Genomic DNA, 23,966 nt, shown 5'->3' on the forward strand with positions numbered 1-23,966 from the left:
CTATTTGCCGTTGAACTGGTTCATCGTGTTCTTTACACCGGCAAAAACAAAGGAACGGACAAGTTCAGTAGCTATTTTTAAGCGTTCGGGCATGGTCTTCGTTTCTTCCTCGTTCCATTCGCCCAATACATAATCCACCTGTTTTCCTTTGCCAAAATCGGCCCCTACGCCAAATCTGAAGCGGTTGTACTGGACCGTCTGCAATACATTTTGGATGTCCTTAAGGCCATTGTGGCCCCCATCACTTCCTTTAGTCTTGAGCCGTATGGTGCCAAAGGGGAGATTGATATCGTCAGTGATGACAAGGATGTTGTCGAGGGGGATGCCCTCTTTGTCCATCCAATATTTTACCGCTTTCCCGCTAAGGTTCATATAGGTGGAGGGTTTAAGGCAGATGATGCTTTTTCCCTTGTGCTTGAAGGTGGCCACTGCACCCAGTTTGGCATCCTCAAAGGTGAAATCTTCCTGTTCTGCCAAGAAATCCAGGACCTTGAACCCGATGTTGTGGCGTGTTTCCACATACTTGGGGCCAATGTTGCCCAGGCCTACGACGAGAAATTTTTTCATGGGGTCTGTTTCTTGCAATAGCTGCTTTGGTGTACCAAAAAGCTTGTTGATGAAATTGAACACTCGGTGAATGGAATTTTCTTAAAAATATCCTTTGTGCATTTTGAAGGTTTTATGCCAAAACCGTCAATTCGAGTGAAATTCCAGCGGAATTTTGTATCGAGAATCGGTTTTGGGCTTGAAATTCTGGTTCTCGATACAATTTTTCTCTCGAAAAATCACTCGAACTGACAAATTTCAATCAAAATATGCAACGGGTTAAAAATACAAAAGCATCCCAAATTTTATCGAAATAAAAACAGGGATGCTCTTGAAAAGGTTATCTGGGCTATTCAGCGGCCTCGGCTGGAGTGGCTTCGCCACCTTCAGCAGCAGCTTCAGCTCCCTCAGCTCCTTCTTCTTCCTCGTCTTCCGTATCGGCAATCGATGTTCTGGAAGCTTTCACCTGCACAATGGCGGTGCTGTCCGGGTGAAGAATGGTGTAGTCATCGCTCAGCACGGTTTCCACAGCAATGGTTCCTCCGATCCTCAACTTGGAAATATCCACGGTGATAAAATCGGGAAGAAGTTCAGGTAGGGCCTTGATGGAAAGTTTTCGCTTTCTGAAAAGCAAACGTCCACCGTTACGTACCCCTGGAGAGTTTCCTTCCAAACGAACAGGGATGTCCATGGTAACGGGCTTGTCCTTGAACAATTGGTAGAAATCCACGTGAAGGATTTTGTCGCTCACTGGGTGGAATTGGATGTCCTGCAGTACAGCATCCAACTTTTGGCCATCTTCCAACTCAATCACAGCGGTGTGTGCGTTTGGAGTGTAGACCAAATCTCTGAATTCCAGCTCTTCAGCTGAAAAGTGCAATGGTTTTTCCCCTCCGTACAGTACGCAAGGGACCTTACCAGCATTACGTAGGGACTTGGTAGCTACCTTGCCCACGCTTTCTCTTTGGGATCCTTTGATTGTAATTGACTTCATAATCTATATTAATATTTAATTTATGCTAAAATTTGTTTTCGAAGTGCCCAAGTCTTGTCAGCTTGAGCGTAGTCGAAGGCTACATTAAAAACTTCGATGATATCGAGGTGTTGTGGTGCACCCTGTGCATCACGTCCGCAAAAAGGTCGGCACAGCTCAATACTTTTATTTTACTTTGGTTATGATCGATCGGAATGGAATCGGTGATGATCAATTCCGTCAATTTTGATTTCTCTATTTTTTCGTAAGCGTTTCCAGAAAGCAGACCGTGAGTGGTCACGGCACGCACGCTTTCGGCCCCTCTTTCCATCATCAGGTCGGCAGCCTTGGTCAACGTTCCGGCGGTATCTACCATGTCGTCCACCAGAATCACATTTTTGCCCTGGACATCACCGATCAGTTCCATGTGGGAAATGACATTGGCCTTGGCCCGCTGTTTGTAACAGATGACCACATCGCATTCGAGTGCCTTGGAATAGGCATAGGCCCTTTTGGAACCTCCCATATCGGGTGATGCAATGCAAAGGTTGTCCAAATTCAATCCCTTCAAATAGGGAAGGAACATGGTCGATGCAAAAAGATGGTCCACAGGTTTTTCAAAGAACCCCTGTATCTGGTCTGCATGCAGGTCCATGGTGATGATACGGGTAGCTCCGGCGGTTTCCAACATTTTGGCCACCAATTTGGCCGCGATGGGCACACGGGGCTTGTCTTTTCTATCTTGTCTGGCCCACCCAAAATAAGGCATAACGGCCGTAATGTGCCTAGCGGAAGCCCTTTTGGCGGCGTCCAGCATCAGCAGCATTTCCATCAAGTTTTCAGAGCTTGGGTTGGTAGAGCCAATGATAAAGATCCGTGTTCCACGAATGGATTCCTCGAACGAAGGTTGAAATTCACCATCGCTATATCTGGAGAATTGGATGTTTCCCAGTTCCGCCCCATAGGAAGCGGCTATTTTCTTGCCCAACTCAATACTTTGGGTGCAGGCAAAAATTTTGGGTTCGGGAACTTGATAGGCCATTACAAACTCTTGTTAACTAGCTTTTTAAAGTACTTTTTTGCAAAGAGGTGCAAATTTAAAAATTAATTCGGGTTGCTAAAGGATAAATGGAAGTATTTTTTGGTTGTAAATAAAATTATTTGTTTAGCTTTGCAGTCGCATTTCTGAAAATGCCAGCATGCCTTGGTGGCGGAATTGGTAGACGCGCTGGATTCAAAATCCTGTGTCCTCGGACGTGTGGGTTCGATTCCCACCCAAGGTACTGAAAAACCCTGATAATCGATTGATTTTCAGGGTTTTGTGTTTTTTGTAGTGACGTAAAAGTGACGGTTTTTTTATCAAGGATGAGCAATTTAGCTTAACTGAAAATAAAGGTTAGATTTTGTTTTAATTTCTATCAAAAATTATCATTTGACATCCTCATCTCCGAATCCCAAATTGACACAGATTGATAATCCATCCATCATTAAACCATTTTTCCACTGTTGAAAACTCAAATTCTTTCAATTTCTCAAAATTCTGGTTAATCCCAAAAGGTTCGATTTCTAAACACATGTAATTTGTCAAATTACATTTAGTGCTATTTAAACTGGATTATTTCAAGTATTTGTTTATCAGTGTTTTGTGGATAACTAATATCCATTTGGCCCAAATATAGCCTTCTTTTGTTTCTACCTTTATTCCAAGAATTCTAGAAGAGAAAACAAAAGCGCTTTTGTTCATTTTTTAATCCAAAAAGGAAACAAATGGACAATTTATTGATACTTGAACGGCTAGATCGTTTGGAACGGCTCATGATAGCCAACAAAGAGGTGCTGACCTTTGAAGAAACCTGTGACTATACCGGAATTTCGAGAAGCTATCTGTATAAACTGACTTCTTCCGGAAACATACCACATTCCAAGCCCAATGGAAAAATGATATTCTTTGAAAGGAAGAAACTCAATGATTGGCTTCTCCAAAATAGTCGGTTGTCCCATGACGAGATCAACGGGAAGGCTTTGCAGCACTCATTCAAAAATCGAAAGTAATGGTTTTGCCCAAACATAATGGCAATCTGTACTTTGTCAAGGATTCAAAGAAGAAAACGGTCTATGACTATACCATGGAATATTTGGAGGCCAAGTACGATATCATGTACAATGAGATATCCCATGATTTCCAGATAGCCTTTAAAGGTACCAAAGAGTGGCAATATCTAAACCTGAATTCCCTTATCATAGAACTGGCCAAGGCGGGGGTGGATATTCCTACCGGAAAATTGGAAATACTGATACGGTCGGAGTGGATTCCCAAGTGCAATCCCATTAAAGAGTACTTCAACAACCTTCCAAAATGGGACGGAGGTGAACATATCCTAAAGTTGGCCTCCTATGTGCCAACGTATGAGAAAAAAGCTTTCAAATATCACTTCAAGAAGTGGATGGTCCGTGCCATTAGATGTGCCCTGGAACCTAATTATTTCAATAAGCAGGCTTTTGTGCTGTCCCACCAAGGTCAAAACTCGGGCAAGTCCACATGGTGCAGATTTCTGTGCCCGCCAGAACTTGCTGAATATATGGCTGAGGACATCAGTAATGACAAGGATGCACGGATACAGCTGTGCCGGAATTTTTTGTACAATCTGGACGAACTGGCCGTGCTTTCCAAAAAGGATGTGAATGCCCTAAAGTCATTTTTTTCCAAGACCTTTATAAACGAGCGCTTGCCATACGATAGGAAAAACACGACCCTGTCCCGGATATGCTCCTTTGTGGGCTCCACAAATATGTCCTCGTTTCTTAACGATGAGACGGGTTCAGTGCGTTGGCTCTGTTTTGAGCTCAAGGGAAAAATCGATTTTTCGTATTCAAAAGAGGTCGATATCAACAAGGTATGGTCACAGGCCTATCATTTGGCCTATTCGGACCCCAACTTTGATTCCGAACTTTCCATTGAGGATATTCAGGAGAATGAAGAACGGAACAGGAAGTATACCAAATTGACCTCCGAACAAGAAGTAGTTGCCAAATACTATCAAAAATCCAATGATATGAAAGACTTCAGGACGGCATCGGATATCATGGTAGAGATTGCATGTCTCAACCTTCGATTGAACCATATAAATATTGGGAGAGCACTCGCTGGGTTTGGTTTTCAAAAGGTAAAGCATCCCAAACGACAGGTTTATGGCTATTTGTCCCGACCCCTCTTTGAGGGAAGCCCCTGGGAAATGGAATTTGCAAAGAAAGAAGAATAGTACCTACCTAATTACCTAAAGAAGTCTAAAGCCAAAGAGCATGGACAAAATTTTAGGTAGGATATATAACTTCCATCTTACCTAGAGGTTACCTAACCTACCTAATGGGTAAGATAGGTAAGTTGAGAAAATATCTGACCTAGCTTGAAAACCCGCGTCATCATTGGGTTAGGTAGATAGGTAGGAGAAATAACAAAATTTGAGACAATGAAAAGAAAAACTACATATATGATGGACTGCGAAAAAGCCCGCAACATTGACCTCGTATCCACGCTGGCCAAGTCGGGGCACTTTCCAGTCCGGGAAACGGAAAAAGAAGCTTGGTTCCTCAGCCCGTTCCGGACCGAGACCCAAGCCTCTTTCAAAGTATCATTGAAGAAAAACTACTGGATAGACTTCGGGACCTTCGAGGGGGGCAGTACTATAGATTTGGTCATGAAAATGGAGAACTGTTCTGTAAAGGAGGCATTGGAAAGATTGTCGGGTCCTATGGATCATTTTTCTTTTCACCGGCGGCCGAATCCAACCAAGAAGGAACACAGGGCCAATCCGATTGAAATCATCCAGGAAAAGGAAATCGAACACCGGGCCATTCAAACCTATCTTAGCTCCAGAAAGATATCGACCAAGACCGCAAGAAAACTTTGCAAGGAAATCCATTATCGAATAGGAGGGCGGAAATATTTTGCCATAGGACTCCTGAACAGGTCGGGAGGCTGGGAGCTGCGGAACAGATATTGGAAAGGGTCCACATCGCCAAAGGATGTTTCGATCATAGGGAACAGCTTTAAGAAATTGGCCATTACGGAAGGCATGTTCGATATGCTTACCCTATTGGAGCTGATGCCAGAAATCGGGAACGGCCATGACGTTTTGATATTGAACACCACGGCCTTTGTAAAAAGGATGATCCCCGAAATAGTGGAATACGAGGATGTAAAGCTATTTCTAGATAGGGATGGAACAGGATTGGGAGTGACGGAACTTTTATTGGAAAAGTGCCCGAACAGCAGGGATATGTCCTTTCTCTATGAAGGTTTCAAGGATATGAACGAATGGATGGTAAAAAGCGCTATGGATGAAGTTCGGCAACGAATTCAAGATGTGTCATTGTCATGACAAATCTTGCTTTTGCTCCCGAAGGTCGCAAAAGATGATGTAAAAATGAAGAAGGAATTCGTCCAGTTCCGATGCTCGGTCTACGAGAAGAAACTGCTGAAGGTCAAGGCCCGGAAGAGCGGTCTTTCCATCAGCGAGTACTGTCGACGTGCCGCCTTCGAAGACCGAATCGTGGAGCGGATGACGGACGAACAGATCGAGGCCTATAAGCTATTGGTCAAATACCAGCGAAACTTTAAACTGATCACCAACATGTTCCGGAAGCGGAACCCAAAGTTGGCAGAGGAAACTGCCCAACTGGCCAAGGAGATACGGCAACACCTTTTAAATTTCAAGAAATGATAGGAATGGGAAAATCCATATCGCATACAGCTGCTTCCATGAGCTACGGGATGAACGAGGAGAAGGAAGCCGAGATCATCCACAGCCAATATCTAGCTGGGGAGACCCCAAGGGAGATCACCGAGGAGTTCCGTGTGATCCAAGAACAGAACGAACTTTGTAAAAAGAACACACTCAGCTTTGTACTAAGCCCCACCATTGAGGACGGCAAAAAATTGGAAAGCGAACAGCTCAAGGAAATGACCGAACGATTCCTTAAGGAAATGAGGCTGAGGGAACATCAGGCCGTTGCATTTGTCCATAGGGACAAGGAGCATCTACATGTCCACCTGTATGCGAACCGTATAAGTTTTGAAGGCAAGGCCTACAATGACAGTTTCATCGGAAAGCGAAGCCAACAGATGGCCGAGCGGGTGGCCAGACAAATGGAACTTACCACGGTAAGGGAGGCACAGCAGGAAAAACTGTACCGGATGCAGGAGCTCCGGTCTGAAATACAAAAAGTCCATGAAAAGGTTATGGCCAGGGACCGGCCAAGGGATTTTGACCAGTACATAAAATTGATGACGCAAAACAATATAAAGGTCATCCCGAGCATCAACAGACAGAACCAGTTACAGGGCTTCCGGTTCGAGTATAAGGGAGCCAACCTAAAGGGAAGCGAGGTGCATCGTTCCATGTCCATGGGTAGGATAGCGGGCCAAATGAATTTTGAAAAGGAAAGGGCACAGCGGATTGCCAAGGACAAAAGCATGGAACTTTTGGGTAGGACAGTGAATGTCCCAATGAGTTTCACCAAGACCATCATAAAGAAAACCATCAAGCTGGCCATAAAAGTGATCAGGGACACTGGAATAGGAATTTAAATAGAACATCATGGCAAAACTGGATGAAATAGCGGAACTGTTGACCGAGGAGATCAACGGCTTTGAGAAGAGCATCGGCCGATTGGAAAAGGTACATGAAAATTTGCAGAACCTTCCATTGAGGCCCGACACCAATGAAATTAATGTTCTTCTGAAAGAATATGGCAACAGCCAAAAAACCAACATTGAGGAACAGCAAAAATTGATGCGAAGGATCCTTGGCAAAGTAGAGAAATCAATTCTGTTGCCAAGTTGGGCCATAAAACTGTCCTGGGGATTGTTGGTCTGTGTCGTATTGGTCCTTGGTTTTTCAATCTATCAGGTATCAAGGATATCAAAGAAAGAAGAGGCAGCATATATCAAAGGACGGGACAGTGCGATGGGACATTATGGGGCATTCCTTGATGAGAGCCCACAGGCAAAGGAACTGTACCAAAAATGGCTGGAGGAAAATGGCAAAAAGTAGGACAGCGCCCTATCCTATTTTTGTTCAACGCTTATCTTCCCGAACGCTACAAAAATAGGCCAGGATCCATGCGCTGAAGTCGAGGTAAGATTTGGGGCAGAGTTTGGTGTATTGATAATCACGATACCTAAATTTTGTATCAGGAATTTGGAATAAGTTTTTTTATGAGTTCGTCTCTACGTCTTACAGCCACTTCTATTTTGGCCCCATCGGTCAAGGTAATATAGCCTCCTTTTCCTTTTAGATAATGCTCCACAAAGGAAAGGTTGATCAAATGGGACTTGTGTACCCTAAAAAAGTTGCTGTCATCAAGAATGCCCTCAAAATATTTTAAGGTTTTGGAAGCCGTGATTTTTTTGTTCGATAAGGTATGGATGTGGGTATAATTGGCATCGGACTGTAGTCGGACCATGTCATTGGTGTCCACCATAACAAATCCATCCACTGTTGGGATGGCAATTCGTTTGGAATGTCCTGACCCATCCTTAAAATTATGGAAAAGCACATCAATTTTTTTTGTGGTCTCTTTGAGGTTTCTGTTCTCCCTCACTTTTTGTAGTGCTTCATGGAGGTCTTCTTTGGCAATGGGCTTCAACAAATAATCCAAGGCAGAAAATTTGATGGCCTTTAGGGCATAAGTGTCAAAAGAAGTGGTGAAGATCAGTTCAAAATCAAGATGGTTTAGTTGGGACAGTAAATCAAACCCGGTAGTACTCCCGAGCTGGACATCCAAAAAAAGCACATCAGGATTGTATTTTTCTATATGCATTTTACCCTCTGAAATGGTATTACAACTCGCCAGTATTTGGATATCCGGGCCAACTTCCTGCAGAAGACCCGTCAATCGGGAAATGCAGTGCTGTTCGTCATCAACGATAATGGCTTTTAACATGGCGAGGTCAGAATTGAAGTTCCAAAGGTAGGTTTATTTCCACACGCAGGCCTTCTTTCTTGTCTATCAAGTCGATGGAACCTTCCGTGTTTTTAATATGGTTGATGATCTCAATACGGTTGGTGGTGATCTTTACGCCCAAAGAGCTTTTCTCCTTTGTATCCATAGAAGCGGTGGCCCGACCGATTCCATTATCCTCCACAACGCATAACAGCATATCTCCCTTTTTCTTGATTTGGATATCAATTTTCCCAGTGTTCCCTTTGGGGGCAATACCATGCCATATACTATTTTCAATAAAGGGCTGTAGGATCATCGGGGGAACCAAGGTGTTGTCCGGCTCAATGTCCTCGTCTACGGTTATGCTGTATTCCAGATGGTTTTCCAGTCGAATGGCTTCCAGTTGCATGTAAAGCTCCATGAGTTCCAGGTCTTCTTCGAGGGTAATCCATTTCTTTTCAGAATTTTCAAGGATGGCACGGGTAAGTTTGGAGAATTTCACCAAGTATTCATCGGCCTGTTTTATATCATTCCTTGAAATAAAATCGCTAATGGAGTTCAAGGAGTTGAAAATAAAATGGGGATTCATTTGTGAGCGTAAGGCCTTGAGTTCTGTCTCGGCTACCTTGGCATTGAATTCGACCACCTTTCTTTTTTCCAAGGCATCACGTCTGCGTTTATATAGAAAATAACTTGCAATTGAGATCAGTGCCAGAAGGATGGCCCCAGCCAAATAACCATTCTTGACGAGATGTTGCCGTTTGATTTCCTCCTCGGCCTTGGCCTGTTGCCTCTCCATTTTGAACTGCATTTCCTTCCGGGTCAGCTCAGATTTTTTTTCCTCGCTCAACACACTGTCCTGAAGACGTACATGCTCTTTGTAAGCATGGAGGGCTTCTGCCATTTCTCCTTCATGTTCGTATACCTCACTCAATACTTTCCAGGAATCCGCTTGCCATTCCACGGCTTCGATCTCTTGGGATAGGTCAAGGGCTTTCCTCCCATTTAAGGCAGCCAAGTCATAGTTTTTCAATATGATATTGACCATTCCTATGCTGTTCAGGGCAGAAGCTTCAATGTATTTGTTCCCGATCTGGTGGGCAAGATCCGCCGCCTCCTGATAATACAAGAGTGCCTTTGGGTAATCTTCGAGTTTTTTGTAAGCTAGGGCCAAGTTATTGGTAATGGCGGCCACAAAGAGGTCATTTTCTTCCTGTTTGGACAATTTTAGGGCCTTTTCAAGATTGGCCACTCCTTCTTCATATTTTTTAGTGTCGTTGTAGATGATTGCAATGTTTGACAGTGCTTTTATTTCATCAGGGACATTGCCCAACGTTTGTGCAGAGGTCAAATAGGCTTCATAATTTTCCAAGGCCCTATCGTACTGTTTTAAATCGGCAAAAATGTTTCCGATATTGCTCAACAACGACGCTTCAAGTGACCTGTCCCCTATGGATTGGGCAAGATGTTGCGCTTTTTGATAGACATCCAGTGCGGCTAGGTCATCTCCCATAACATAATGCAGGTTTCCCTTCTGTCTCAATGCGTAACTCTCCCCCTTGATCCAATCTGTTTCGGAGGATATGGCAATGGCCTCATCTACCAAAGGAAAAGCTTCCTTGGGATTGGAATAGGTCATTTCCCCAGCAGTTTTTATCAATAAAGAAACGCGGACAGAATCTTTTGCCGAATGGGAGGCCAATTCCTGTTGTAACGAATCCAATACGCTTTGTTGGGAAATTCCCCAAAGGGGAAAGAGCAATAGGACTAAAAAAATCTTTTTAAAGGAATCTGGCATGGCGGGTGATTGGTCAAAACCAAATTTAAAGGTTTTGACTCAATATGCTGTCCCGTTCATGGTGTATTGCGGTAATTCAACAAAAGACAACGCTCATGTTCATATTTACAACGGTGAATAAGTGGTCGTGGCATAGGCTATGGGGAATATATAGCTTGGTGTTTTCTACGCACCATAACCATTTTATACTATGAAAAAAATGCAGTTGTTTTTCCTTTCCATTTTTACACTTACCATGTTCACAAATTGTAATTCTGACGATGGCGATGAACCAGAGGATGGGAAATCCGGAAAGGTTGAGGGAACCATCCAGTTGTCCGGGGAGGAGACTGGGGTTTTGGGGACTTCTTTGACAGTAGGGAACATCGAGGTCGCCAATGCGTCATTGACGGGAACGGACAAATCCGTCATATTACTTTCCGATAACATTACAGTGGTAGATAACGAACTGGTCTATAGTAATGACCAGAACGGTTTTGTGATCGTAGTTGCGGATTTTTCCACTGGGGGGTCACCCGATATCGACAAGACCATTTCCATGACAATTGTAAAGAACGGTGAAGAATATCCACATGCATGTTCCTCCCCCTATCAAGGATTCTTTACGGCCTGTGGAGATGGGTTTGAAGTTGATTTCGAAGCCAAAAAAGTCACTTTTGAAGGTACCACGGTAATCAATACCGATGATGACAAGATTTTGACTATGGACGGAGTGATAACGTGGGAGTAACGATTCATGTTGAAGAAAATGATACATAAGATAAGTTTGGGGGTTTTGTTGGCTATCTTGGGTTTACTTGAATTAGAGGCACAGGCCCCAAGTGCCAACAATCTGATTGTGTTCGATCCACCTTCCGAAAAGTTTGCTCCTGTTAAACTACAGGCCCATAAGGGCCTTCCTCGGTTTGGGGCATTTAACAGCCATATGGTTAAGAATACGGGTGCCACGCCCGCGATGAGACCCGCACGGGGAAATGATGGGGCTCATGTGATGGAACAGAACAAAAAGGAAAGAAACGGTCTCTTGAATTTTTCCATTTTGGTGGGGTTGAAATATTTGGAACCCTTTATGAATGACCTGGACCGCGAACGTTTGACCGTGGTCAGTTCCAATACATCACAGGAACAACGGAATTCCGCATATCTACAGCAGTTTTTACGGACACAAGTAGGTCCGAATCTTTGTTTGGACAATGCCTGCAACCAAACTAATCAGGGAAAAAACGAGTTTGAGAGGCTTCGCAATTATACCTCTTTTGTTGAGGTATGTTTAGAGCCACTTCAAAGGTGGGGCCAATCGTTTTTCAAAAATGATGAAATGGTAGGATACCATGTATCCACACTTCATGTTGGAAGGGGGTATGACTTTGACAAATTAGGGTATTGGGTAGGACATTATCTTAATCTGAACGATGTTTTTACCCCAAAGCAAGGTGGGGCCAAAAGAGTGGTCTTTGAGCCTGTTGCGGCCTATGAGAATGAACTTTTGAAGAAAATCAATGGAAAGAACAATCTTCAATTTTTTCTCAAAATCGACGAACAGAGCGCCGAACGGTTCTTGAAGGAAGGCATCAACCGTTTGTATTTGGTGAAAAAGATAAAATTGAAACGTTCGGGCAAATCAATGGCCTTTCCTTATGACCCTGTGGAGTTTAACTATTCCCACGTGGACAGCGATGTGAAAGTTTATGAGGACGAAGCCCTTACAAAACATTTTATGACGCTTTCGCTTGCAAACCTCATATTAAAAACCAATTGATCTATGAAGAATTTACTTTTTGTAATCATAATAATTGTATGCCAAGGAGTAGGGTGGGGCCAACCAATGGAAAAGGTTCTTGATCCACCCAGTGCCGATTTTATTTCCCTATCGTTACAGACCCACAAAGGGAAGCTCCGCTTTGGGGTACAGGATGAATATTTTGTGAAGGCCGATGGCACCTATATAAGCTCTAGGGAAGAAGGGTATTTTGAAATGGACAAACGGTCCAGCCACCATATGGCCAGTAAGCACGCCTTTATGGAGCTTTTGAAGATGAGGTTTAAGGAAGACATGTTTGCGGTAATGGACAAAGATCTTTTTACCGAACGAAAGCAAAATATGTATGAGGAAGAGTTGAAATCCCTTACCGCCCAGCAGCATGTACTGGCCTTGGCAAATGCATTGTGCAACACACAGCAGTTGATTCGGTTTTTCTGCAACCCAAAAGAAGAGGATTGTGTTCCAGGGTTTCCCCAAGAAGGCTATTACAACGAACCAAGGAACCAAAGGCCATGGGGAGGCAGGGGAGCATCGGAGTTTCAGAAATTGCGTGCGTATACCGCTTTTGTGGGGGAAAAATTTCCGATGGTGGAAAAGTGGGGAAAATCCCTTTATCCTGACGATATTTTAGAGGGGTACTATGTGGCACGGACCAATTTGGACACCTACGATTTTAAGGAAGGGGGTTATTGGTTCAATACCCATCAGTTTTACAACAGAGGCTTTTTGTTACATTGGTATGGACTCCAACCATCCAACTCCGCCGAAAGAAATTTGATGCATCCCAATGGCACCTCCATTCTCTTCAAAATGCCGCCGGAGGAGGCAGAGCATTTTTCTGAAAAACACCAATACCTCTATTTGGTGTTGGATGTAACCGGATACATGAATGGAGTGGAAAATTATCGCGCAGACCAGCTCAAGACCACCTTCAGTTTGAACAGTCCCATCATAGAACTGTACTCGGATGATGGCCTTACCCAAAAAGTGGGGGAAATAGACATCAATACCATGGTATTCAAAACCAGATAAAATCTAAGCTATGAAAATGAAAGATATAAAAACCAAATCCATATTGCTTGTTGCGGTTCTTGGTCTGTTGGCGCCAATCTCGGTCCAAGGACAGTTTTTAAAAAAACTGAAAAAGAATGTGGAGGATAAAATCGTAAATAAGGCCAGTGAAAAAACCGATGAGTTATTGAATGGGGAAGGGGAAAAGACATCGGCTCCAGAAAAAGAGAAACCAAGTCCAAAGACTGGGCCTGCATCAACAAACAAAACATCCCCAAACAGTATACCGATAGGAAATCAAACCCAGAATAAATCGCCTGAAATTAAGGACGATAATATCATCACCTATAAGGCCCCCAACAAGGATTTTATGGATGTGGTCATACAATCGCACAAGGGACTTCCCCGATATGGGGATGTTTATTATTATAGGGGGGTTACGGCCCATACCCATAGTAAAGCCTATCGGGCACTCTTGGAGCTTAAATTTATGGAAGACCTTTTCAAGGATATGGATCGGTCAAAACTCACTTCATACAATTATGCGGATAATGACCTAAAGGCAAAGAACTCCAATAAGGCCCAACATCATTTGTTGATGCTCGTAAAGGATATTTTTTCGGATGAAAACATGCAAGAATACTTTTGTGACCCCGAAGCAAAGGCCCCCTGTAATTTTACCAATGCCGTGGGTGAACGAACCATTGTACCTAGCTGGGGAGGGACACGGAACAATGAATTTGCCCAAAATCGCAGTTATTCAAAGTTTATCAAAAATCATTATGAGGCACTTCGGGATTGGAGTGAAACATTCTATGAAAATGGAAGCCAAGTCGCCTACTTCGTGGCTAGGGGAGCGGTAGCTGAAAAATATGATTTTAAGGATAAAGGCTATTGGATCGGCAACATATTCTCTATAGGCGGGGACTTTATACTTCATAATTCCAATTTTTTGGCCTTCACTGAGAATGAAAAAACCTTAAAGAACACATCAAAAAGGGTTTTTTTGTCCGTAGACCCAACAGAGGCCAAAGAATTTAACCTTCAATCCAGATCACCCGTGTTTGTGGTGTTCAAGGTTAAGGTGACACCTCGTATTACTAATACTACCCATGTGGATTGGGAGTTTGAGTTGGAAAGTACAGCAATGGAGTTTTATAAGGATGCCCCCCTAACCAAAAAGATGGGGGAAGTGGATATGAGGACCGCTAAATTTAAAGATTGATCAAATGAAATGTAATCGTACGAAACAAGTTTTATGGATTGTAGGGGTATTGCTGATGACATTGCCCCAGGACATGAACGGTCAGTTTTTTAAAAAATTGAAGCAGCAGGCCGAGGAAAAAATCATTAAAAAGGCCGATAAGAAAGTGGGTGATATTTTGGATGGGAAACAAGATTCAGGAAATGGAACGAGTACCCAAACCGAGACCACAACACAACCCGAGGCCCAAAAAACAGAGCAAAAAGCTACACAACAAAATACCACCGTAGCTTACAATGAGGATGATTACCTGGTTTATAAATCCCCTAACCAAGCCTTTAAGGATATTGTGGTTCAGAAATTCAAGGGCCTTCCCCGATTTGGGGCCATAGATTCCTATATGATGCAGGACAATCCCAAAAAAGTGGACCTTTCCAAGGCAGCCGGTGAAAAAAGGAATCTGACGGGTACCGGGTATGCTGGGTTTGCCCATTTGGTGCGTATCCATAGTTTGAAGGAACATTTTAAGGTGATGGACAGGACTGCCCTAACGCAGCAGACAAAAGGAAAGATCATTGAGGAAGAAGCAAAGTCGAGCTTGGCCCAAAAAGTATTGAAGGAATTTGCATTTGATATGGGAAACGATGTCCTAAAAAAGGAATACTTTATGAACGATTGGAGCGGAACCGGTAAGAGTGCCTTGGTCCGTAAATGGGGAGGTCACCAGGCGGATGATTTTACGGAGAATGAGCGATATGTATCTTTTGTGGAGAAGTATTTGGATATCATTTTAAAATGGAGCGAAAGTTTTTACACCGATGGAACTGAGGATTTTCAATTGGTCCATGCGATAAAATTCCAAGGCCAATATGATTTTGACAAAGGAGGTTTTTGGATACGGTTACCTATCAAAAGACCCCCATTGGGAGTTTCCTCTGTGGAGTATTTTGGTGAATTTTTACCTAATACGCCATATGGACAACAGTTTTACAACAAGACCGAACAAGTGGATTACATCAATGGGGATGTATTGTTCAAAATGAGTCCCGATAAAGCCGAATCCTTAATCAATGACAAAACTGTGCTACTACAGATGACCATGAAGGTTAGGTCTGTTTTCAAAGGATTTGACACAGCCAACCCATTTGTCTATAGCGCCAATTATACTTACCATTTTCTTGATCCAATTCTGGAGCTGTTTTCGGATGCCCAACTAACAAAGAAGATAGGTGAGGTCGATTTGAACAAATTGGTATATAAAGAGCCCAACTAATGTTATTTATTTACATGAAAATGTCAAGCTATTTTAGTGGTAAAATTTAATACTGGGCAATTTATCAATTGCTTCATCCTGCAATTGCTGAACATGATTAAGGTATTTCAAAGTACTTCTGGTTGAGCTATGACCCATGGCATCGGCAACAGTTTTGAGGTTGGCCCCATTGATAAGTAATTGACAGGCAAAAGTATGACGGGCACAATAAAAGGTGATGTGCTTTTCAATTTGAGCCCTATTGACCCAGTAGCGTATTGCTTTGTTGGCCCCATTATCACTTAAAGATTGGATATTGAAAATAAAGGAATCTTTTTCCCCTGGTTTGCCCAAGATATCAAGAGCTGTTTGATTGAGTCTGTTATTAATCAGTTCCCCAGTTTTGTTTCTAGTGGTTATCAATCGGCCTTTGTTTATATTTTTCCATTTGAGCTTTCGGATTTCCGCAAGGCCAAGGGAAGTAAAGCAAGCAAATAGAAAGGCTCTTTTTACGGAAGTATTTCCACATTCGGTATTGGCAAGTATTTGAAGTTCATCCTTATCTAATACTTGTTTTTTTAATGTATCGTCTTTGTTGGGATTTGTAAATCTTATCTCGGCTGTTGGCATTTCATTTAGGTAACCTTGAATTTTTGCGGCTTTTAAAACTTTTTTGAACCTTGTGAAATAGTTATGTGCCGTTTCGCCGGCCAGACCTGCATCATGTATTAAATAATCTTTGTATAATGTCATGGTTTTAGGACCAATTCCCGTAATGGTTAACCTCGGATTGTTGACAGCTTCTTTAAATTTCTCCACAGAGCTTGCAATAATGCGTACGTCCTTATTTTTATAATCTTGAATGTATTTTTCAGCAAAAACAAAAAAATTGATCTTCTTTAGGTGTTGTGGAATATGTCCTGTTTCATCTGATAAAACTTCCAATTCCCTGTTGACCCGAATTCTTTCGGCAATTCTTTTCTTTTCAATTTTGGATGGATCCTTGGGCAGTATTTTTATTTTAAGAAATTCTCTCCATCTTTCACCGTTGTGATGGATGTCCAAATAGAGGCTTTTTGCTCCTGATTTTAATGTTCTGCTTCGAAGTTGTACTGACATAAAAAAGTGACGTAAAAGTGACGGTTTTTGTCTAAAAATACGAAATGAAGGGAAAACTTACAAGTAAAGAAAATGGTTCAAGTGTTTGATATACAGTCAAATAAAAGCAATTTGTGTCAAATAATATTATTTGAGGATTCACACCCAAGGTACCAAAAACCCCTGACAGTCAATTGACTGTCAGGGGTTTGTCTTTTTGGGAATAACGTAAAGGCGATGGTTTTTCTTGGGACCAGCCAATTGTAGGCAAAATAGCTTCACTAAAAATTGGGGTTAGATACATTATTTATTTTCTATCCATTTCAAACATTTAATATCCAACACCCGATAACTTGTGTTGCAAGTTGGGCAAAGTGTTTCTTAAACATACTCTTAAAAGAGGGTAATTGGCTGATATTAAAAGGCTGATTTGATTTGCACTGATAAAATTCTATCTTTATTCAAAGTGTTCCGTATTAAAAAAATTACCACTTTCCTATTTTTCTTCACACTGTTCTTTGGTGCTCTTGGACAAGATGCTGCAACAATGGATACAGAAAAAGCCCCATTGCTTGAGAACATACACTTACATCTGAACAAAACGGTTTTTTTCAAAGGGGAGCACCTTTGGTTCAAGGCATATGTTCAAAATCAAGACCAACAATTGCCATCTTCAACAACCACCAATTTACATGTTGGTATTTTTTCAAAGGATGGGAAGGTCCTAATAAAAAAAATGTTCTTCGTCAACAATGGCAACTCTTACGGTGATTTCAAAATTGATTCGACTTTTGTCGAGGGTTCATATACTCTTATGGCCTGGACCAACTACATGAAGAATTTTGAGACTGCCACGCCATTTCTTCAAAAGATAACAATAGTCGGCCCTGCCAATAAACCAAAATTACAAACAGAAAGCGGAATGACCATTTTGGTTCATCCAGAGGGCCAGCAAATTGTAGCTGGTACATTTAATAGCGTAGGACTGATGGTTTTTGATAGGGCTCAAAATCCTTTGGAAACCAATGGAATACAGTTGGTGACCGGAGATGGTGATCAAGTTCAATCAAACATTCAGACCAACGAGTTGGGGCAAGGTAGGTTTGTTTTTTTTGCCGATCCCACAAAATCATATTCCATAAAAATCAAAGATTCGAATGGTGTGTGGGTTACCAAAAAGCTGGAAAACAAGTTTCATCAGGGAATAGGGATCAGTGTGGACAATACGGCAAAAGAAGTGGTTGTCCTAACCCCAAAATGGTCAAAACCCGATTTGAACTCAAGAAAGGGAACAAGATTTTCAATGGCAATTTTTAACCATGTCAGCCGTTCGTTCGTTTATCGTCATGAAATCGAAGGGGATAGTATTTCCATCTCCATAGACCGTTATCAAATTCCCAGCGGAATCAATATGGCAGTGATTTTGGATGAAGAAATGCAGCCCATTTCGCAACGGATGTTTTTCAATGGACGGACAACAAGCAAAAAGGTACATTCGGTAGAGGCCAATTATTGTCTGACCAAAGAACAAGATTCCCTGCAATTGGATGTAATACTTCCCGAAGGTCACAAAATGGCCAACTTGAGTATGTCGGTGCTCCCTGCCAATTCAAGTGCGTATTTACCCAACAATTCTATAGCTTCGTCCTTCTTGGTACAGCCTTACCTCGAGAACCAACTTGTTAAGGGGTCCTATTTTTTCGATGGAACCCACCGTTCAAAGGACTATCAAATGGACACTAGGTTGCTCATGGAAGGAACGGAAAAGTTTAACAAGTTTAGGTCAATGGATATCCAAAACACTCTATATGAAATGGAGAAAAACATTGCCTTTATTGGCAAGATTTTGGATGCCGACCTCAAAAGTGAAAAACAGGTTTCCGTAATGTCGCAAACATTGGGGACCATCAATCTTTTTGACCTTTCAAAAGATAAGAACTTCAAAGGGAACCTTCCCTTATTTGAGGGGGACTCTATATTGGTAAGTATTTTGGACGAAAAAGGAAAACTCAGAAAGCCTAAAGCGGAACTATATTTTGATGATTACAATGGATACTCTTTTGAGTATGCAAAATGGTTGGCGGATATAAGCCAGGTTGAACCAGAAGCAATGCTTTTAGAAATTGATGAAGACCTGGACCTAGCGGAAAGGACCATATTACTTGACGAGGTTGTGGTTACGGAGAGAGCAAAGCAGGCGAACAAATTTCAAATAACTACTGAAATTGAAGGTAGAATCATTGATAACGGGACCTTAAGCCGGTATCCTAGTCTTATAAGTTACATTCAAAGATTGGGCTTTCAGATTCGGCACAATGACAAAGATGGGGGTGTAGGTGTTTATGTTTCCGATCCACCTTATTTGGCCCGTGTGCCCGTTTTAATTGAAGGAGTTCCGGTCAATCCAGGACAACTTATGTCCATGCCCCTTTCAGTGGTGAAATCGATGGTCTATAATAGGTATGTAACCCCACATCAAGGACCTTTTATTTCCTTGTCAGTGCGATATGATTATGATGAACTGTACGGTAGGGAACGGTTTATGGGCATTGCCGTTCCAAAAGGATTCAGTCGAACGCAAAGCTATTTTAACCCGAATTATCCAGATTATACCTCATTTATGTACAAGAGATATGGTGCCATTTGGTGGGAAAGTCAACTTGAGGTCAACTCCGAAATACCACACACGATCACCATACCTCTAAACGAGCAAAAAAGAGTACTGATCATTATTGAGGGGATGTCTGCCAATGGTATTTTGTATCACACTGAACAAATCTGCACCCCTTTTGAAAACAATTATTCCGCAAACTAGGTTCAATCATCCACATTTAGGGAATAAATAATAGGAATTTTAATGTTGAATAGTTCCCAGGTTATGCTTCTAGGTGTTAGTAAACGACCATCATTGATATTTTTCCATTTGTTTTCAATACTTTAAACAAGACCAACGAATCTTCCCACAAAATGAAAATAGAGGTCCATTGGAAGCAAATATTGATTTGGTTATTCTTCGCTCATTCTAAAATAAACAGGCCAAATCGGTTGGGTTCCGATTTAAATGCTTTCCTTTACATCGCATCACGGGTTATGGACGATGATTGCTCCAATCCTTAAATAAAAAGAGAGCCCTCTCCTTTTTTCCTTTTACAATTCACAAAGGGTCCCTTCTTAGTTATTTTTTGCTTGAATCAATATTCACGTTTTGACGACCAGACCAAACAGGTCAAAGTCTAAAATTTTACATATGCCAGGGAATCCGACATATCCCTGAAAAAGAGGTCAATGTTTAAAATATTGTTCCTTGATGGTATGCTTTTAAATAATAGTTATAACTAGAACGATATGCTGATAATTAAGATGATCCCTGGCGAAAATATAGATAGGGCCTTGAAAAGATATAGGAACAAAGTAAGGAATACCCAACAGCTGAAGCGCATCAGGGACAACCAAGAGTTTACCAAAAAATCCAAGGAAAAAAGGGAGAGTATGAAAAAAGCAATCCATAGGAAGGAATATTTGAAAATGAACGAGGTGTGATTTTATGGACAAGGATTTAAACCTAGCCGTCCTGATAGATGGTGACAACATCCCATCCAAATATGTGAAGGAAATGTTGGAAGAAATTGCCAAATATGGAAATCCAAGCATCAAAAGGATTTATGGGGATTGGACAAAACCAAGTTTGGCGAAATGGAAGGATGTCCTGCTGAAAAATGCCATTACCCCTGTTCAACAATATGGGTATACTACGGGCAAGAATGCAACGGACAGTGCAATGATCATTGATGCAATGGATATACTGTATTCCGGAAAAGTGAATGGTTTTTCCCTGGTCTCCAGTGACAGTGATTTCACGCGGCTAGCCATACGGCTAAGAGAGGCAGGGATGACCGTTTTTGGTATTGGAGAGCGAAAGACCCCAGACCCTTTCATCGTTTCGTGCGACAAGTTCATATACCTTGAGATACTTCATAAGACTCAGATAGGAGAATCCAACGCCCCAGAGAAAAATGAGAAAAGCAAAATTGATAAGATTACTCCAAAGGTCATCGATCTTATTCTTTCCACCATTGCCGATGTGGAGGATGAGGAAGGTTGGGCCTTTTTGGGAGAGGTGGGGACATTGTTGCAAAAGAAACAACCCAATTTTGATGCAAGGAATTATGGTTTCAAAAAGTTGACCCCTTTGGTCAAGTCCATTGCCCAAATTGAAACTGGCTCCAGAAAAAATCCTAAAGGCAATGGGAACCTTATTTATGTAAGGGCGGTACCCAATTAAAAGTAAATTCTATGAGGCCATTATCAATATCGAAACAGATCACAAAAAGGGAGTCTCCTTCCCTTGGCATGTACCTTAATGACATAAGCCGTATTCCGATGATCACTGAAAACGAAGAGGTTGAGTTGGCGGTGCGTATCAAGCAAGGAGATACCAAGGCATTGGAAAGATTGGTGTCGGCCAATTTACGGTTTGTTGTGTCCGTAGCGAAACAGTATCAGTCCCGAGGGCTCAATCTACACGACCTTATCAACGAAGGAAACGTCGGGTTGGTCAGGGCCGCTTCAAAATTTGACGAAACACGTGGCTTCAAGTTTATTTCCTATGCCGTATGGTGGATTCGTCAAGGGATAATCCAAGCACTTGCTGAAAAGTCGAGAATGGTCAGATTGCCCTTGAACAAAATAAATGTGATCAATAAGATCAACAATGCCTCTTCCCAATTTGAACAAAATAATGAAAGAGCACCCACCGCAGAAGAAATCTCTGAACTCATCGATTTTTCCCTATCAGAAATTGAGATATGCTTGAACCTTTCCTCCTGGGCCATTTCAATGGATGAACCATTGATTGCTGGAGATGGTGACCAGAACCTCTATGACACAATGTCTTCCCATGAGTTTGGTCGTCCTGAAGAAAAATTGATCAAGGATTCATTGCAATTGGAAATCGATGATATTTTAGAAATTCTTTCATACAGAGAAGCCTTTGTGATCAAAATGTGCTTTGGCATAGGAACAGATGATTCTATGGGAATAGAGGAAATCGCTTTTCATTTAGACCTCACAACAGAAAGGGTCAGACAAATTAAAATAAGGGCCTTAAACCGCTTAAGGACCTCTTCCAGGATTTCTTTTTTAAAGGAATATTTGGAATAGGATATTTTTTAGAGGTTTCCGCTATATGGTACAAGAGTCCCAGTCTTGGGATTGAATGTTTGTTTGAACTGACAAATCCATAATGTTCGATCTGACATTATGGATTTGTCGTTTGTGAAGTATTTTTACTTGGTTAATTTATTAAATATTGATGTTCACATAGACCGATAACCTGTTCTTTACTTCCACCTTGCCATTGTTGAGGTTTTGGGAAATGGGCAACATGGTCGAAACCCCCAAGGCATAAGTCCTGTAATTGACCTCAATGCCACCTTTTCCAAAAAAAGCATTTCCGCCCGTATCGTTCACGGCCAATCCAAATTCTTCATTTTCCTCAAAATGCTCCCCTCCAAGTCCAAGCTGAGGGGTGAGGGCAAAATCATTTCCGAAGTAATAGGTCTTGTAGGTGTTGATGGCGTAGTTCAATTGGTTGCCAAATCTATAGTACTTGTCGTTTTCCGTTTTGAAGGTATAGTTGGCCATAAGGGAAATGCCCCAATTTCGATAGGTCATGCCGTAATTGGCCCCGACCAAAAAGTCCCAACTGCCCGTGCCCAATTGAAAACTTGGGTTTACACTGCCTTCCAGATTTTCCTCGTCAAAGGTTCCTGTTGGTATTTTGACCCCTCCGCCAACTTGCAGTGTATGTTCGGGTCTTATGGAGATGATGCTGTCCGGGGTCTGTTTCAGAACTTGATAAAACCCGAGGACGGTGGCATCCCCCAAGCCGTTGATGTGCTGTTCGGATTGGTCGGAAAATGTTCTGGTGTGGAATTGGTAGGGGAGCACGGCATTCAAAATGAATTTTTCCCCCATGGGCAATTGTGTCCACAGTTGAACGGTATTGAAATCTTCATCAATCCAAGGCGAGTTGGCAAAAATGCCATCCCTGGAACGGTATTTTTGGCCAATATACCGTAGGCCCAGAAAATTGTTGTTGAGTCCGGTCCCAAAGCCCATGCTGCCTCCATTTCCACCACAACCGCAGGTGTCGCAAAAATCGTTGTAGAGCATAAGTGTCGGTAAATTGCCGGAAGGGCAAGGGAGTTTGGGCATTGTGTTTCCCTGAAGTACGGAAATGCCCCATGTCAATGCGAGTATGGATAAGATATGTGTTTTCATTTGTTCTTTTTTATTCATTTTGTAGATCAATATTCTGCAAAGCGTTTGTCAGCAATAAATTCAGTATCGGTAAGGGTTCCCAAAAAGGCGATCAGCGCCTCCTTTTCGGCACCGTCCAAGGAAATCCCCAATCCTGCCTCTGTTTTCAGCAAGGGGTCCAATGTGGGGGAATCTTGTACGCCATTTTGGTAGAAGTTCAAGACGGATTCCAGACTGCCGAACCTTCCATCGTGCATATAGGGGGCCGTGAGCGAAACGTTCCTTAGGCTGGGTACTTTGAACTTGTAGTTGTCACTGGCGCTTCCGCTGACTTCTGCGCGCCCTAGGTCGTTCAGCTTGGGATTGGGCGGTAGGCCATTGTTCCGGAAACTGCCATCGGAAAACAGGTCGGTGGTGTGGCAACTGGCACATTTTTGTTGAAAGATGGACAATCCTTGGAGTTCATGGTCAGTCAAGGAAACCCCGTCCTCATTCCGAACATATTTGTCATACTTGGAATTGTAGGAGACCATCATGACCATAAACTGGGCCATGGCCTTCAGAAAGTTTTCATGGTTGACCCCACCTTCCTCAAAAGCGGCATTGAACGCTTTTTGGTATTCACTGTCCGCCTGAAGCTTCTGAAGGACCCCGGTCATGGTCTCGCCCATCTCCACTTCATTGGTAATGGGAATAATGGGAAACAGGTCCAGATGGTTCGTGGCGCCGTCCCAGGCGAATTCCGAAAAAAAGGCCATGTTGGCAATGGAAGGGGTGTTCCGTGTCCCTTCTTTGTCATCGATGCCGTGACTGAACTGGTGTCCGTGGTGTGTAAAGGAAAACCGTTGCTCATGACAAAAACCGCAGGAAATGAATCCGTTGGCAGACAGTTTTCCGTCATAGAACAATTTTTTACCCAATTCAAAACCAAATTGGGTGGGAGGGTTCTCCTCCAGATTATAGGCCATCGGCGGAAAGTTGGAAGGAACCATAACGGACAGGGCCCTGTCCTCTTCCACATCGACATATTCGCCGGAATCCGTATGGCAGGCCATCATTGCCAGCAAAAGGGAAACCCATAAAAGATGTTTCATGTGCTTGTAGTTTTTGAATGAA

Annotated in this window: 23 protein-coding genes and 1 tRNA gene; 16 read left to right on the forward strand and 8 right to left on the reverse strand. The window is 42.4% G+C overall.

The genetic code is table 11. The features are described 5' to 3' along the window. From pth to DB398_RS08985, 3 genes are all read right to left on the reverse strand, one after another. Window positions 1-630: an aminoacyl-tRNA hydrolase gene (pth, locus tag DB398_RS08975; RefSeq protein ID WP_108424059.1), complete on the reverse strand. Its 630-nt coding sequence runs from the start codon at window positions 628-630 to the stop codon at window positions 1-3. A 265-nt stretch (window positions 631-895) separates the two neighbouring features. Further along, window positions 896-1,540, reverse strand: coding sequence for a 50S ribosomal protein L25/general stress protein Ctc (locus DB398_RS08980; protein ID WP_108424060.1), 645 nt, complete (start codon window positions 1,538-1,540; stop codon window positions 896-898). Between the two features lie 79 nt (window positions 1,541-1,619). Then, window positions 1,620-2,561 (reverse strand): ribose-phosphate pyrophosphokinase, encoded by a 942-nt coding sequence (locus tag DB398_RS08985; RefSeq protein ID WP_108424061.1) that lies wholly within the window; start codon window positions 2,559-2,561, stop codon window positions 1,620-1,622. A 159-nt stretch (window positions 2,562-2,720) separates the two neighbouring features. Between DB398_RS08985 and DB398_RS08990 the strand changes: the two genes are divergently transcribed. The 7 genes from DB398_RS08990 to DB398_RS09020 all read left to right on the forward strand — a co-directional run bounded on the left by DB398_RS08990 (window position 2,721) and on the right by DB398_RS09020 (window position 7,572). After that, a tRNA-Leu gene (locus DB398_RS08990) sits at window positions 2,721-2,802 on the forward strand. 484 nt (window positions 2,803-3,286) lie between these two features. Beyond that, window positions 3,287-3,571, forward strand: a complete 285-nt coding sequence (locus DB398_RS08995; RefSeq protein ID WP_108424062.1) for a helix-turn-helix domain-containing protein — start codon at window positions 3,287-3,289, stop codon at window positions 3,569-3,571. Next, window positions 3,571-4,779, forward strand: a complete 1,209-nt coding sequence (locus DB398_RS09000) for a virulence-associated E family protein (RefSeq protein ID WP_108424063.1) — start codon at window positions 3,571-3,573, stop codon at window positions 4,777-4,779. Before DB398_RS08995 ends, DB398_RS09000 begins: the two co-directional genes overlap by 1 nt. Before the next feature lie 207 nt (window positions 4,780-4,986). After that, window positions 4,987-5,898: a CHC2 zinc finger domain-containing protein gene (locus DB398_RS09005; RefSeq protein ID WP_108424064.1), complete on the forward strand. Its 912-nt coding sequence runs from the start codon at window positions 4,987-4,989 to the stop codon at window positions 5,896-5,898. Between the two features lie 45 nt (window positions 5,899-5,943). After that, window positions 5,944-6,240 (forward strand): mobilization protein MbpA, encoded by a 297-nt coding sequence (gene mbpA, locus DB398_RS09010; RefSeq protein ID WP_108424065.1) that lies wholly within the window; start codon window positions 5,944-5,946, stop codon window positions 6,238-6,240. A gap of 5 nt (window positions 6,241-6,245) precedes the next feature. Next, window positions 6,246-7,106 (forward strand): relaxase/mobilization nuclease domain-containing protein, encoded by an 861-nt coding sequence (locus DB398_RS09015; protein WP_234416160.1) that lies wholly within the window; start codon window positions 6,246-6,248, stop codon window positions 7,104-7,106. A gap of 10 nt (window positions 7,107-7,116) precedes the next feature. Then, on the forward strand, window positions 7,117-7,572 hold the full coding sequence (locus DB398_RS09020; RefSeq protein ID WP_108424067.1) for a DUF6730 family protein: 456 nt from the start codon (window positions 7,117-7,119) through the stop codon (window positions 7,570-7,572). Between the two features lie 139 nt (window positions 7,573-7,711). Here DB398_RS09020 and DB398_RS09025 read toward each other — a convergent pair whose 3' ends face one another. Together DB398_RS09025 and DB398_RS09030 are read right to left on the reverse strand one after the other, a co-directional pair. Next, window positions 7,712-8,464 carry a LytR/AlgR family response regulator transcription factor gene (locus DB398_RS09025; protein ID WP_108424068.1) on the reverse strand — a complete coding sequence of 251 codons (753 nt, stop codon included), beginning with the start codon at window positions 8,462-8,464 and terminating at the stop codon, window positions 7,712-7,714. Between the two features lie 7 nt (window positions 8,465-8,471). Further along, on the reverse strand, window positions 8,472-10,262 hold the full coding sequence (locus DB398_RS09030; protein ID WP_108424069.1) for a tetratricopeptide repeat-containing sensor histidine kinase: 1,791 nt from the start codon (window positions 10,260-10,262) through the stop codon (window positions 8,472-8,474). Between the two features lie 199 nt (window positions 10,263-10,461). Here DB398_RS09030 and DB398_RS09035 point away from each other — a divergent pair, with 199 nt between their 5' ends. From DB398_RS09035 to DB398_RS09055, 5 genes are all read left to right on the forward strand, one after another. Beyond that, complete coding sequence (locus DB398_RS09035) at window positions 10,462-10,992, forward strand: hypothetical protein (protein ID WP_159076370.1); 531 nt, start codon at window positions 10,462-10,464, stop codon at window positions 10,990-10,992. 18 nt (window positions 10,993-11,010) lie between these two features. Next, window positions 11,011-12,021, forward strand: coding sequence for a hypothetical protein (locus DB398_RS09040; RefSeq protein WP_159076371.1), 1,011 nt, complete (start codon window positions 11,011-11,013; stop codon window positions 12,019-12,021). Between the two features lie 66 nt (window positions 12,022-12,087). Further along, entirely contained in the window at window positions 12,088-13,056 is a 969-nt protein-coding gene (locus tag DB398_RS09045; protein ID WP_108424072.1) for a hypothetical protein, read from the forward strand. A gap of 16 nt (window positions 13,057-13,072) precedes the next feature. Continuing rightward, window positions 13,073-14,260 carry a hypothetical protein gene (locus DB398_RS09050; RefSeq protein ID WP_159076372.1) on the forward strand — a complete coding sequence of 396 codons (1,188 nt, stop codon included), beginning with the start codon at window positions 13,073-13,075 and terminating at the stop codon, window positions 14,258-14,260. Window positions 14,261-14,264: 4 nt separating this feature from the next. Continuing rightward, window positions 14,265-15,512, forward strand: a complete 1,248-nt coding sequence (locus DB398_RS09055) for a hypothetical protein (protein ID WP_159076373.1) — start codon at window positions 14,265-14,267, stop codon at window positions 15,510-15,512. A gap of 33 nt (window positions 15,513-15,545) precedes the next feature. On the opposite strand, the gene DB398_RS09060 is transcribed toward DB398_RS09055, so the two are convergent. Further along, complete coding sequence (locus DB398_RS09060) at window positions 15,546-16,610, reverse strand: site-specific integrase (RefSeq protein WP_108424075.1); 1,065 nt, start codon at window positions 16,608-16,610, stop codon at window positions 15,546-15,548. Between the two features lie 901 nt (window positions 16,611-17,511). On the opposite strand from DB398_RS09060, the gene DB398_RS09065 reads away from it, so the two are divergent. The 4 genes from DB398_RS09065 (at window position 17,512) to DB398_RS09080 (ending at window position 21,749) form a co-directional block, all read left to right on the forward strand. Further along, window positions 17,512-19,404, forward strand: coding sequence for a hypothetical protein (locus DB398_RS09065; RefSeq protein ID WP_159076374.1), 1,893 nt, complete (start codon window positions 17,512-17,514; stop codon window positions 19,402-19,404). 530 nt (window positions 19,405-19,934) lie between these two features. After that, window positions 19,935-20,129 carry a small ribosomal subunit protein bS21 gene (locus DB398_RS09070; protein WP_108424077.1) on the forward strand — a complete coding sequence of 65 codons (195 nt, stop codon included), beginning with the start codon at window positions 19,935-19,937 and terminating at the stop codon, window positions 20,127-20,129. Between the two features lie 4 nt (window positions 20,130-20,133). Further along, window positions 20,134-20,871: an NYN domain-containing protein gene (locus DB398_RS09075; RefSeq protein WP_108424078.1), complete on the forward strand. Its 738-nt coding sequence runs from the start codon at window positions 20,134-20,136 to the stop codon at window positions 20,869-20,871. Window positions 20,872-20,882: 11 nt separating this feature from the next. Continuing rightward, complete coding sequence (locus tag DB398_RS09080) at window positions 20,883-21,749, forward strand: sigma-70 family RNA polymerase sigma factor (protein WP_108424079.1); 867 nt, start codon at window positions 20,883-20,885, stop codon at window positions 21,747-21,749. A gap of 141 nt (window positions 21,750-21,890) precedes the next feature. Here the strand turns inward: DB398_RS09080 and DB398_RS09085 are convergent, their stop codons facing one another. Then, entirely contained in the window at window positions 21,891-22,871 is a 981-nt protein-coding gene (locus DB398_RS09085) for a transporter family protein (protein ID WP_159076375.1), read from the reverse strand. 26 nt (window positions 22,872-22,897) lie between these two features. Continuing rightward, window positions 22,898-23,944 (reverse strand): cytochrome-c peroxidase, encoded by a 1,047-nt coding sequence (locus DB398_RS09090; RefSeq protein WP_108424081.1) that lies wholly within the window; start codon window positions 23,942-23,944, stop codon window positions 22,898-22,900. Window positions 23,945-23,966: the final 22 nt, after the last annotated feature.

This window comes from Flagellimonas amoyensis (genome assembly GCF_003058265.1).
GTDB lineage: Bacteria > Bacteroidota > Bacteroidia > Flavobacteriales > Flavobacteriaceae > Flagellimonas > Flagellimonas amoyensis.

Coding starts and splice junctions, on each gene's coding strand:
- DB398_RS08980 (WP_108424060.1), bottom strand. CDS start 1,540: ATGAAGTCAATTACAATCAAAGGATCCCAAAGAGAAAGCGTGGGCAAG.
- DB398_RS08985 (WP_108424061.1), bottom strand. CDS start 2,561: ATGGCCTATCAAGTTCCCGAACCCAAAATTTTTGCCTGCACCCAAAGT.
- DB398_RS08995 (WP_108424062.1), top strand. CDS start 3,287: ATGGACAATTTATTGATACTTGAACGGCTAGATCGTTTGGAACGGCTC.
- DB398_RS09000 (WP_108424063.1), top strand. CDS start 3,571: ATGGTTTTGCCCAAACATAATGGCAATCTGTACTTTGTCAAGGATTCA.
- DB398_RS09005 (WP_108424064.1), top strand. CDS start 4,987: ATGAAAAGAAAAACTACATATATGATGGACTGCGAAAAAGCCCGCAAC.
- mbpA (WP_108424065.1), top strand. CDS start 5,944: ATGAAGAAGGAATTCGTCCAGTTCCGATGCTCGGTCTACGAGAAGAAA.
- DB398_RS09015 (WP_234416160.1), top strand. CDS start 6,246: ATGGGAAAATCCATATCGCATACAGCTGCTTCCATGAGCTACGGGATG.
- DB398_RS09020 (WP_108424067.1), top strand. CDS start 7,117: ATGGCAAAACTGGATGAAATAGCGGAACTGTTGACCGAGGAGATCAAC.
- DB398_RS09025 (WP_108424068.1), bottom strand. CDS start 8,464: ATGTTAAAAGCCATTATCGTTGATGACGAACAGCACTGCATTTCCCGA.
- DB398_RS09030 (WP_108424069.1), bottom strand. CDS start 10,262: ATGCCAGATTCCTTTAAAAAGATTTTTTTAGTCCTATTGCTCTTTCCC.
- DB398_RS09035 (WP_159076370.1), top strand. CDS start 10,462: ATGCAGTTGTTTTTCCTTTCCATTTTTACACTTACCATGTTCACAAAT.
- DB398_RS09040 (WP_159076371.1), top strand. CDS start 11,011: ATGATACATAAGATAAGTTTGGGGGTTTTGTTGGCTATCTTGGGTTTA.
- DB398_RS09045 (WP_108424072.1), top strand. CDS start 12,088: ATGGAAAAGGTTCTTGATCCACCCAGTGCCGATTTTATTTCCCTATCG.
- DB398_RS09050 (WP_159076372.1), top strand. CDS start 13,073: ATGAAAGATATAAAAACCAAATCCATATTGCTTGTTGCGGTTCTTGGT.
- DB398_RS09055 (WP_159076373.1), top strand. CDS start 14,265: ATGAAATGTAATCGTACGAAACAAGTTTTATGGATTGTAGGGGTATTG.
- DB398_RS09060 (WP_108424075.1), bottom strand. CDS start 16,610: ATGTCAGTACAACTTCGAAGCAGAACATTAAAATCAGGAGCAAAAAGC.
- DB398_RS09065 (WP_159076374.1), top strand. CDS start 17,512: ATGACCATTTTGGTTCATCCAGAGGGCCAGCAAATTGTAGCTGGTACA.
- DB398_RS09070 (WP_108424077.1), top strand. CDS start 19,935: ATGCTGATAATTAAGATGATCCCTGGCGAAAATATAGATAGGGCCTTG.
- DB398_RS09075 (WP_108424078.1), top strand. CDS start 20,134: ATGGACAAGGATTTAAACCTAGCCGTCCTGATAGATGGTGACAACATC.
- DB398_RS09080 (WP_108424079.1), top strand. CDS start 20,883: ATGAGGCCATTATCAATATCGAAACAGATCACAAAAAGGGAGTCTCCT.
- DB398_RS09085 (WP_159076375.1), bottom strand. CDS start 22,871: ATGAAAACACATATCTTATCCATACTCGCATTGACATGGGGCATTTCC.
- DB398_RS09090 (WP_108424081.1), bottom strand. CDS start 23,944: ATGAAACATCTTTTATGGGTTTCCCTTTTGCTGGCAATGATGGCCTGC.